The sequence below is a fragment of the Bradyrhizobium sp. genome (assembly GCF_049581145.1).
In the GTDB taxonomy this organism is placed as follows: domain Bacteria; phylum Pseudomonadota; class Alphaproteobacteria; order Rhizobiales; family Xanthobacteraceae; genus Bradyrhizobium.
Window position 1 is genome coordinate 1 of record NZ_JBAURI010001258.1, and the last position, 10420, is coordinate 10420.

The 10420-nt window shown below is 63.3% G+C and carries 8 protein-coding genes; 1 reads left to right on the plus strand and 7 read right to left on the minus strand.

The features are described 5' to 3' along the window. Positions 1-156: 156 nt before the first annotated feature. The 5 genes from WCB02_RS39935 to WCB02_RS39955 are packed head-to-tail and all read right to left on the minus strand — an operon-like array spanning position 157 to position 5800. Positions 157-471, minus strand: a complete 315-nt coding sequence (locus WCB02_RS39935; protein WP_423968015.1) for a cytochrome o ubiquinol oxidase subunit IV — start codon at positions 469-471, stop codon at positions 157-159. Further along, on the minus strand, positions 468-1094 hold the full coding sequence (locus WCB02_RS39940) for a cytochrome c oxidase subunit 3 (protein ID WP_423968017.1): 627 nt from the start codon (positions 1092-1094) through the stop codon (positions 468-470). The genes WCB02_RS39935 and WCB02_RS39940 overlap by 4 nt, the downstream gene beginning before the upstream one ends. Continuing rightward, on the minus strand, positions 1091-3178 hold the full coding sequence (locus tag WCB02_RS39945; RefSeq protein WP_423968019.1) for a cbb3-type cytochrome c oxidase subunit I: 2088 nt from the start codon (positions 3176-3178) through the stop codon (positions 1091-1093). Before WCB02_RS39945 ends, WCB02_RS39940 begins: the two co-directional genes overlap by 4 nt. Beyond that, entirely contained in the window at positions 3168-4007 is an 840-nt protein-coding gene (locus tag WCB02_RS39950; RefSeq protein ID WP_423968021.1) for a cytochrome ubiquinol oxidase subunit II, read from the minus strand. Before WCB02_RS39950 ends, WCB02_RS39945 begins: the two co-directional genes overlap by 11 nt. Before the next feature lie 17 nt (positions 4008-4024). Further along, positions 4025-5800: a glycoside hydrolase family 15 protein gene (locus WCB02_RS39955; protein WP_423968023.1), complete on the minus strand. Its 1776-nt coding sequence runs from the start codon at positions 5798-5800 to the stop codon at positions 4025-4027. Positions 5801-6043: 243 nt separating this feature from the next. Here WCB02_RS39955 and WCB02_RS39960 point away from each other — a divergent pair, with 243 nt between their 5' ends. Then, positions 6044-6247, plus strand: coding sequence for a hypothetical protein (locus WCB02_RS39960; protein WP_423968026.1), 204 nt, complete (start codon positions 6044-6046; stop codon positions 6245-6247). Positions 6248-7660: 1413 nt separating this feature from the next. Here WCB02_RS39960 and WCB02_RS39965 read toward each other — a convergent pair. After that, a complete protein-coding gene (locus tag WCB02_RS39965; RefSeq protein WP_423968029.1) occupies positions 7661-10024 on the minus strand; it encodes a xanthine dehydrogenase family protein molybdopterin-binding subunit in 2364 nt (787 codons plus the stop codon). Continuing rightward, on the minus strand, positions 10021-10420 hold a 400-nt coding region (locus WCB02_RS39970), incomplete at its 5' end, for a (2Fe-2S)-binding protein (protein WP_423968031.1). The genes WCB02_RS39965 and WCB02_RS39970, both read right to left, overlap by 4 nt.

Below are 10420 nucleotides of genomic sequence, written 5' to 3' on the forward strand. Positions count from 1 at the left end.
TCACCAGACCATGGCGCACCACGAGCGCTCGCGCACCAGAAATCCATTGAGTGGCGTCAGCGTGGACCGCGTCGATCGCTCCCCTGACGATCCAGGCGATCGCGATCCGCACTGCGATCGCTTCGCCACGCGGACGCCTCGGACGAATTCCAGGCGCTACATCATCCGGGCGTGCAGGTTGAACAGGATGACGAGCGTGCCCGCAACCATGAGCATCACGATCAGCGATGAGAATAGGATCAGCTGAAGATCGTCGCGCGCCGATTTGCGCAGGCTCACGTGCAGGAAAAATCTGAAATGCACGACCATCTGGATCAGTGCCAGTCCGAATACGATGGCGAGCGTCGCCTTCGATGCGAAGTTCGGCCAGCGCACGGCGGCGAAAGCCGCACCCGTCAGTGCCAGCGACAGGCCGTAGCCGATGGCGTAGGAGCGGATTTCCTGTTGCTTGCCGTCGTTTGGGCTGCTCACCGGATCAATCCCTCGAGATAGACGACCGAAAAGATCGCGATCCACACGATATCGAGAAAGTGCCAGAACAGGCCGAGCCGCAGGATGTTGATTTTGACGCGTGCGTCCAGGCCTATCGTCAGGACTTGTACCATCATCACGCCGATCCACAGGCTGCCGAAGAAGACATGCAGCCCGTGCAGCGGCACCAGCGCGAAAAAGGACGATAGATATCCGCTGCGCCAGGGATAGGCGCCATCGCCGAACATGGTCGCGAAATCATGCAGCTCCATGCCGATGAAGCCAAGGCCGAGCAGAAGGGTTAGGCCCATCCAGGCCAGCAACCGGCGGCGCGGGGCGCCATGCTTCATCGCCACCGAGACCATTCCATAGCTGAAGCTGCTGGTCAGAAGGATCAGGGTTTCGATGAAGGCCGGCAGCATTTTGTATTCGCCGGCGGGCGTCGGACCGTTGGCGGTGCCCGACAGCATGACCCCATAGGTGGCGAAGAGCAGCGCGAAGATCACCGCGTCGCTCATCAAGAACACCCAGAAGCCGAAAATGCCGTTTTCCGCCTGTTCGTGGGTCAGTTCGTCGGTGCTGCCGAGATTGAGGCCCGGATATTTGAGCTCGTACGCGCTCATCTGCATACCTCGGCCAGGCCCTGGTTGACGGATGTCATCTCGACCTCTCGCGGGATCGGCGTCGCGTCGGTCACGGCACGCAGCCAGTTCCGCTCGGCGCGCTCGACCTCGCCGGCGGGGATGATCCGGTGGACATCGCGGGCAAAGCTTCGGGCGATCACCGTCGCGATGATCGCCAGCGCGCCGACGACCACGAGCCACCACATGTGCCAGACGAGGCCGAACGCCGTTGCGGCGCCGACCACGCCGATCACGGGAGCGGTCATGCTGTTTTTGGGAAGCTCGATGTCATCATAGGATGCGGGCGCCGTATAACAGTCGCCACGGCGCTTGCCGTCGAAGAACGGGTCGAGGCCGTGGACGTGCGGCAGCACCGCATAATTGTATTCCGGCGGCGGCGCCGAAGTCGACCATTCCAGCCCGCGCCCGTCCCAGGGGTCGCCGGCAAACACGCGGTTGGCGTTGCGGTCGCGAATGCTGATCCACAACTGGATGAAGAGGGATGCCAGTGCGCAGAACAATACCAGGGCGCCCAGGCCCGCGACATAGAGCCAGGGTCGGAAAGCGGGCTCGAACACCTCCTGCGTACGTCGCGCCATGCCGGCTGCACCGAGCACATAGAGCGGCATGAACGCCAGGTAGAAACCGATCACCCAGCAGCCAAACGCGATGCGGCCCCATTTTTCGTCCAGCCGGAAACCGAAGGCCTTGGGAAACCAGTAATGATAGCCCGCCAGCATCCCGTAGAGCAGTCCGGGAATCAGCATGTTGTGAAAGTGCGCCACCAGAAACACGGTGTTGTGCACCAGATAGTCGAGAGGCGGAAAGGCGAGGAGGATGCCCGTGAAGCCACCCAGGACGAAGGTCATCATGAAGGCGAGCGAGTAGAGCATCGGCACGGTAAAGCGCACCTGGCCGCGAAACATGGTCCAAATCCAGTCGTAGATCTTGACCCCTGTCGGCACGCCGATCGTCATCGTGGCGATGCCGAACACGGCATTGATATCGGCACTCTGTCCCATGGTGAAGAAGTGGTGCACCCAGACCGTGAACGACAGAAGGGCGATCGCCATCGTCGCCAGGACCAGCGAGGTGTAGCCGTAAAGTTCCTTGCTGGAGAACGTGGAGACCACCTCGGAATACACCCCAAAGGCCGGCAGGATGAGGATGTAGACCTCGGGGTGACCGAACAGCCAGAACAGGTTGGCGTAGTTCATCATGTTGCCGCCGAGGTCGTTGGTGAAGAAATGGAAGCCGAGATAGCGGTCGAGCGCCAGAAGCGCGGTCGCAAGGGTCAGCGGCGGCATCGCGAAGATCATCAGAATGCTGGTGCACAGCGCCGTCCAGACGAAAAGCGGCATCCGCATCAGCTGCATGCCCGGGCAGCGCATCTTGTAGATGGTGACCGCGAAATTCAGCCCGGTCAGCGTCGATCCGATGGAACCGAGTGTAACCGCCCAGATCCAGTAGTCGGGCCCGACCCCCGGGCTGAAGGCAAGTTCGGTATAGGGCGGATAGCCGCTCCAGCCGCCGGTCGAAAATTCGCCGATGACCAATGATACCATCATCAGCCCGGCCGCCCCGCCGGTCAGCCACAGGCTGATCGAGTTGAGCAGCGGGAATGCGACGTCGCGGCTGCCAATCTGCAGCGGCATGACATAGTTTATGATGCCTGTGAGGAACGGCATGGCCATGAAGAAAATCATGATGCTGCCGTGGGTGCTGAACAATTGCGCGAAATGATCCGGCGCAAGAAAGCCGGGATGGTTGACAGCCGCCGCCTGCTGCATCCGCATCAGCACCGCTTCGATCAGCGCCCGGCTGAGCATCACGAAGGCGATCACGATGTACATGACGCCGATCTTCTTGTGATCCAGGCTGGTGAGCCATTCGGACCACAGGTAGCGCCACTTGCCGAGCCGGGTGATCAGCACCACGGTCACGACGGCGCCGATCACGACGATCGCAGCGGCACACGCGCCGATGATTTCGCTGGCGGTGGGGTCCTCCCAGGCTCGGACGAAAGGTAACGCGTGCCAGTCGAAGCGTCCCAGCACCGCTGGCCAGATGCCCTCAGTCGTCATGGCTCGGGTTCCGGGTTTGCTTGAGGATGCGCTGGAACAGGTCGGGTGGAATTGAGGAGAAGAAAATCGGTTGCGGCGGCGACGATTTTTCGAAGAGCCCGGCATAGGCGGTGGCGTCGAGCGCATGAGAAGCGACGTGCATCTGCGTCAGCCAGCGCTCATACGCCTCAGGCGGCAACGCGACCACGTCGAATTTCTCGTTCTGGAAGCCGTCCCCGTTGAACTGGGTGTTCTCGCCGCGATAGGTCCCGGGACGGGAAGCGGCCAGGTTGAGCTGGGTGGTCATTCCGCCCATCGCATAGATCTGGCCGGCGAGTTGGGGGATCAGCAGCGCCTGCATGACCGTGCCGCTGGTCAGGCTGATATGGACCGGCTGGCCGGCGGGTATCACCAGCTGATTGACCGCCGCGATACCCTGATCCGGGTAGATGAACAACCATTTCCAGTCGAGCCCGACCGCCTGAATCTGGAGCGGCGGCTGAGCCGCCGCGATCGGCCGATAGGGATCGAGCGCATGGGTGTAAGTCCACAGCAGGACGCTGAGGCCGATGACGATGCCGACCGGCGGAATCCAGATAAAACCCTCCAGGGTCCATGAAAACCGCCAGTTCGGCTGGAACGCGCTATGCTTGTTTGACAGCCGGTAATGCCAGGCGAAGAGCGGGGTCAGCAGCAGCACGGGTCCGGCGACGAAGGTCAGGACGATGCCGACGATGATATAGAGGTGCCATTGGCTTGCGGCGATCGGGCCGGCGTGGTTCATCACGCCGAGCCTCAGGACGTCACAGCCGCCGAGCGCCACCACAGGCGGCATGGCAAGAAGGCTCACCAGTGCTCGCCCAGCCCTCATGCGCCGGCTCGCCTGATCACCGGACCGGACAGGAACAAGGCGGTGTTGATCAGGCCCAGATGCGTCAGGGCCTGCGGAATATTGCCGGTCAGGCTGCGGCTGCCGACATCGTATTCTTCACTGAGCAGACCAACATCGTTCGCGACGGAAATCACCCGCTCCAGCATCTGCGCGGCTTCGTCGTCGCGGCCCTGCATTTTGTAGCAATCCGCCAACCAGCACGAGCAGACGAGGAAGGCGCCTTCGTCATGCCCATCGGGCCGCGCCGGCTTGCGCCGCACCAACCCGCCGTCCATCAGATTGCGCTCGATCGCAGCGATCGTATTGGCGATGCGCGGATCATCGGCCGGCAGGAAGCCCACGAGCGGCAGCAGCAACAAGGAGGCATCCAGCGTGTCGCCGCCATAATACTGAACGAAATGACCAAGGTTGCTGGAATATCCGCGCTCACAGATCGCGCGATGCATGGCCTCGCCCAATTTCTTCAGCCGCGCGACCAGACCTTGATCGATCCGCTGATTGTCGGAATGGGCTGCCACGAAGCGGGTGATACCGACCCAGGCCATAACCTGAGAGTAGGTGTATCGTTCGGGGGCACCGCGGCCTTCCCAGATATCGGCGCTCGGTCTGTCCCAAACCTTCTCGAGATGCTCGACGATGGCCGTCTCGACTTCGACGATGCGCTCCGAGCGCTCGATACCCGCCTTGGCCATGACGTCGAAGCTGTCCATCAGTTCGCCAAAGACGTCGAGTTGCACCTGTGTGGAGGCGGCATTGCCGATCCGGATCGGAAGCGCGCCCTGATAACCGGGCAGCCATTCGGCGATATTTTCCTCCAGCCGCCGGCTGCCATCGATCCGATAGACGATCTGCATGGCGTCGGGCTGCCCGGCGACGGCGCGCAAGATCCAATCGCGCCAGCGCATCGCCTCGTCATGGAAGCCGGCGTTGAGCAGCGCGGTCAACGTGAAGGTAGAGTCGCGCAGCCAGCAGTAGCGATAGTCCCAGTTCGCCGATCCATCCGGAACTTCGGGCAGCCCCAATGTCGCGGCGGCGACGACCCCACCGCCTTGCCGGTCGATCAGGGTGCGCAGCGTGATCAACGACCGTCGCACTGGTTCACCCCAGCGGCATTTCGCCTTGAATCGGCCGATCCAGCTCTTCCATTCCTTTTCCGTTGCCTTGATCAGCGCATCAACCTTCAATGGCGAGGGCAGCGCCATCGTTGAGGGCGAATGGCTCAGGACGAAGGCGATATTTGCACCCTTGGCGAGCACGAAGCGGGCGCTGACATCGTCGGTGTCCATGGTCAGTTCGACGGGACAGTCGAGGACAACGCGGTCCGCACCGGACTCGAAGATCAGACCGCGTTCGTGGCGTTGCCTCCACGGCGAGATCCGACCGTAGCTGAAGCGAAGCTTCAACGACATTGCCATCTGCACCTCGCCCGCCAGCCCCTCTACGGTACGGATGATCGACGATGCGCCGTCATGCCAGGGCATGAGGTCCGTCACGCGAACGCAGCCAGTATCGGTTACATGCTCGGTGACAAGGATCGTCGTGTCCTTGCGGTAGCGGCGGCTGGTCTGCGAGACAAATCCGGCCGGGGAAACACGCCAATAGCCGTGCCGCTCATCGCCCAAGAGGGCCGCAAGACACGCATCGCTGTCGAACCTGGGCCAGCAAAGGAAATCGATCGATCCTGTCTTGGCAACCAGCGCACAGCTCCTACCGTCGCCGATGATCGCATAGTCCTCGATTGTCGACGTCATTGGAGCCGTTCCTGCGGAAGCATCGGCGCGAGTGGACTGGCCCGGAGCCAAAGACGGAACATGGTGCCGGGAAGCGAGCATTGACGTTACTGGCCGCGACACGGCAGGTCCGCCACTGTTTCTTCCGGCAGACGTTCCTAAACGCAACCGGCGGACAGCGGTTCCTTTTTCCGTCCATGCCCCTGGCAAGCCGAACTGCCGGAATTTGTTGTGCGAGGCAGGCCTGACACCAAGATGACACTTGTGACACGCATCAACTCACTGATGGACCCCCTCGAGATCAAACATCGCGGCGGCGCGCCGCGGCATCGAGACCGCTCGCGCCGCAATCAACCATCATGCAAAGTGAAGGCTTTCACCGGGGACGTGGTACGCGCGTCGCTGCCGCCCAAGGGAGAGGCCCGCGACTGGTGGCTCACGCGAAACGAAGCGGCAGCGCTGATCTAACACAGCCGGCGCGATCGAGAGAAGCAGGCGATCCATCCGGCGATGTCAATGGGTGATCCGGTGAGCACAAGCAGCCGGCCCCTGGCGACATATCGCCGATCTATTTTGATTGGCCTTTATACTGGGACTCGGACTGGCGCGTATTGCCTCAGCGTTTCGATCAAGGGCGGCTTCAAAACGGCTGCGGGGCTCGCCAGTCTGCCGGGCAACGCCATCCCGCACACCTTTGCGCCGCACCGCCAGCGACATGGCTGACGCAGCGCGGGTTGCCGATCTGGGAAGCCACCGGCTTCCTGGGTGCGTCCGCGGAAGTCCCGGACACCTCTATCGGCACCATCATCCCGACCACCTGCGCGGGTCGGGGAAATCGGCCAAAAGGGTCGGTATGCTTCCGTGGCCGAAACGGTGGCCGACTTGACCGAGGATCGAAATGAGAAGAAAAAACCGAGCGATTTCTGGTCGGAGTGGCAGGATTCGAACCTGCGACCCCTGCGTCCCGAACGTAGTGGGTATCGTCTAAGTTATTGATTTTTCTCGCTGCGGCAAGTGCTTACGTCTCGTTTTGTTCACGGTCGTTTCACCCATTTCGTTGCGATATCGTTGCGGCGTTCTCAGTGAGGACGGGAGCGGCCCCCCTCGGTCCAAATAGGTGATGCTCCACGGCTTAGGATGTATCGCTCATCCGGTTCGGCTGCCCCATAGATCGGCTTGTGCTGGGCGACGCTGGTCCTGGAAGCGAGGACAATGCCTGCCTGACCCGTCTGGATCGGCTAGTGGCGAGGTGATCGAGATTGAGTTTGCGACCGGAGCCAGGATGAGGATCACAGGTCCAGTCGACGCGTCGACGCCGAAGACCGCGGTCGCGAGGCTGGCTGATGGACTACGACGATGATCCCCGTTGCATCAGCGCGCGCGGGAGCGGATTGCGACCGGCCACACCGCACACCGACATGCGCTGCAGCATGAACTTGCCAGCCTTGCTGGCGCCGGAAGCCCTTCAGGCGCGCCCCCACGTCGGAGACCTCCCTGTGTTCCGCGGCACCGCGACAACTGATCAAGATCGTCTGGCACGATGGGCTGGGCATGTCGCTCCAGCAAGCGGCGTTAGAGTTTTGCGCACCGTTGCCGCGATGACGAACACTAGTAAGGCCGCTACGTATCCGACCGCTTTTAGCGGGGTACCCCATCCCCGTCTCTGAGAACCCACCGCGTCTTCTCGACAAACCAAGACAATGGTGTAAGCCCACGTATCCCACACCAGCCAAAACCTGCGATACTCCGCCCGATCCTTTGCATAGGCAGTTCGCGATTCCCCTGAGGAACCGAAGCCTCACGCACCAGGCGGCGAGCGATGTGGTTGTCGAGAACGGCTGCCATAGCATCAAGTGGAAATCTCGGCTGCCCCAGGCGTCATCATCCTCGTTTCCCAATGCTCCGGTCGCGCAGCAATTCGCGCAGATACATCGGAGTGAGCGGCTGACGATCGACCACGATGCCGAACGGCGCCAGCGCGTCGTTGACCGCGCTCGGCAGCGCGCCGATGGCACCCATCACGCCGCCTTCTGACATGCCTTTGCTGCCCGTCGGGGTTTGCCTGCTAGGCGTATGCTGCGAAACCACCTCGATCGGCGGGATCTCCACGGCCGTGGCAAGCAGATAATCGGCGAAGCTACCCGAACGATTCTGGCCGGTCTCGTCATAGACCACCTCCTCGAGCAGCACGCCGCTGATGCCCATAGCGATGGCGCCCTGCTGCTGACCGCGGACGATCGCCGGGTTGTAGACCGTGCCGCAGTCCTCGACGACCAGGTAACGCTCCACGATGACATGGCCGGTCGCGACATCGAGGCGCACTTCGCACAGATGCGTGGCGTTGGAGAAGGTCATCGGCGGCGGATCATAAGTGCAGTGAGCTTCGAGGCCGGGCGCGAGGCCCGGCGGCAGCCGCAGCGGATCGAAATAAGCGACATGGGCGATGTCGGCAAGCGAGGGGCCGGCTGCGTGCCATTCGCCGTCAAGCTGGCGCTCGACCCGGCCGCCCCGTAGGCGCAATTCGCCGCTGCTGTTGAGGCCGAGCAGCGCGGCCGCGATCGTCAGGACCTTGTCGCGCATCGTCTGGGCTGCGATCAGGAGCACGCCTCCCCCGGCGGTGCCACCGCGCGCGCCACGGCTTCCCATGCCGTAGGGCGCAGTGTCGGTGTTGCCGAGATGGATATGAACTTCGGCGGGATCGATGCCAAGCGGGTCCGCGACAACCTGGGCGAAGGTGGTTTCATAACCCTGGCCCGAGGCCATCAGGCCGACCGAGGCGTTGACCGCGCCCGAAGGCTCGATCTTCACCCAACCGGCTTCGTGACCGGAGCCGGGAATGCCGGCCGCCTTGTAGAAAGCCGAGCCGTAGGTCGTCGACTCGACGACACAACACAGCCCGAAGCCGCGATGGATGCCGCGGATACGGTCGCGCACCTGGCGTTCGCGAAAAGCAGCGACGTCGAAGATCCGCAGCGCCGCTTCCATGGTCTCGCGTGGCGTGATGTCCTCAACCAGGAGCCCCGACGGCATCGTGAACGGCAGGTCGGTCCGCTGCAGCATATTGAGGCGGCGGACCTCGACGGGATCGAGCCCCAGCCGGCGCGCGATCGCTTCGATGGTCCCTTCCATCACCCAGCTGGTGATCGCCATCGGCGCGCGCATCGGGCCGTTGCCGCACTTGTTGGTCAACGCAACCTTGACGTCGAAGGCATAGTCGTCGATCCGATACGGGCCGGTCAGGATCATCGCCACCACGCGGGCGAGATAGTTCGCCGGGTAAAAGCAGTAGGCGCCCAAATCCTCGGCGATCTCGAGTTCCAGCGCCAGGATGCGGCCATCGCGATCAACCGCGGCGCGGATGCGCGCGACGTCTTCACGGGCATGGCTCGCCGCAATCAGGTTCTCGGCGCGATCCTCGCGCCAGCGTACCGGGCGGCCGAGCTGCCGCGCCAGCGCGGCCACGGTCAGCTCCTCGCGGTAGAGCGCGATCTTCTGGCCGAACGCGCCGCCGATATCGGGACAGAGGACAGTCACCTGCGACTCGGTCAGCCGCAGGCGGCGCGCCAGCTGCGTGCGGAACGGGTGCGGCACCTGGCTGCCGATATGGATGGTGAGATGGCGCCGCCCGCCGTCCCAGAGCGCACAGCAGCCCCGCGTCTCGATCGGCGCGTGGGTCTGCCGCGCCTGGCGGAATTCGGCCGTGACCACGATCTCCGCTTCGGCAAAGTGGCTGCCCGGGTCGCCGGCGCTGAAGCTCTGACGCGCGACAAGGTTCGAGGGAAGATGATCGTCGACCAATGGCGCGTCCGTTGCCAGCGCCTGCTTGAGGTCCACCACCGGCTCGAGTGCCTCATAACTGACCTCGATCAGCTCGGCGGCGTCTTCCGCCAAATAGCGGTCGGTGGCGACGATGCAGGCCACGAGATCGCCGATGAAGCGAGCCTTGTCGAGCGGCATGGTCGGACATTCGGTCGGCTGCAGCCCCTCGATCGGCGGCGCCATCCGCAGCGGCGTCGTCCATTCGGCGAGTTCGCGCCCTGTCACCACGGCAACGACGCCCTCGGCGGCGCGCGCCTCCTTGCAATCGATGACGACGATGCGTGCATGAGCATGCGGCGAGCGAAGGAAATGCGCGTGTAGACAGTTCGGCACGGCGATGTCGTCGAGATAGCGCCCCTGCCCGGTGATGAGGCGGAAGTCCTCCTTGCGCGGCAACGCGGCGCCGATAGTGCGTGGCTCTGTCACCGGCTCACCCCCGCGCGTCGCCGCGCCGCTGCCTTTAGCACCGCTGCGACGATGTTGTGATAACCGGTGCAGCGGCAGAGATTGCCCGACAGCGCCTCGCGGATCTCGGGTTCGGTCGGGTCCGGATGTTCGTCCAGCCAAGCCTCCATGGTGACGACGACGCCGGGTGTGCAGAATCCGCATTGAAGGCCGTGCTCCTCGTGCAACGCCTGCTGCACGACCGACAGTTCGCCATTTGCCGCGAACGCCTCGATGGTCGTGATGGCGTGGCCCTGCGCCTGCACGGCATAGAGCAGACAGGCGTGGGCTGGCGCGCCGTCGAACAGGATGGTGCAAGCGCCGCAGACGCCGTGCTCGCAGCCGACATGGGTGCCGGTGAGGCCGCAATCCTCACGC

What these genes read in the sequence shown, in the direction of transcription:
- WCB02_RS39940 (WP_423968017.1), bottom strand. Translation starts at nt 1,094, where the DNA reads ATGAGCGCGTACGAGCTCAAATATCCGGGCCTCAATCTCGGCAGCACC.
- WCB02_RS39945 (WP_423968019.1), bottom strand. Translation starts at nt 3,178, where the DNA reads ATGACGACTGAGGGCATCTGGCCAGCGGTGCTGGGACGCTTCGACTGG.
- WCB02_RS39955 (WP_423968023.1), bottom strand. Translation starts at nt 5,800, where the DNA reads ATGACGTCGACAATCGAGGACTATGCGATCATCGGCGACGGTAGGAGC.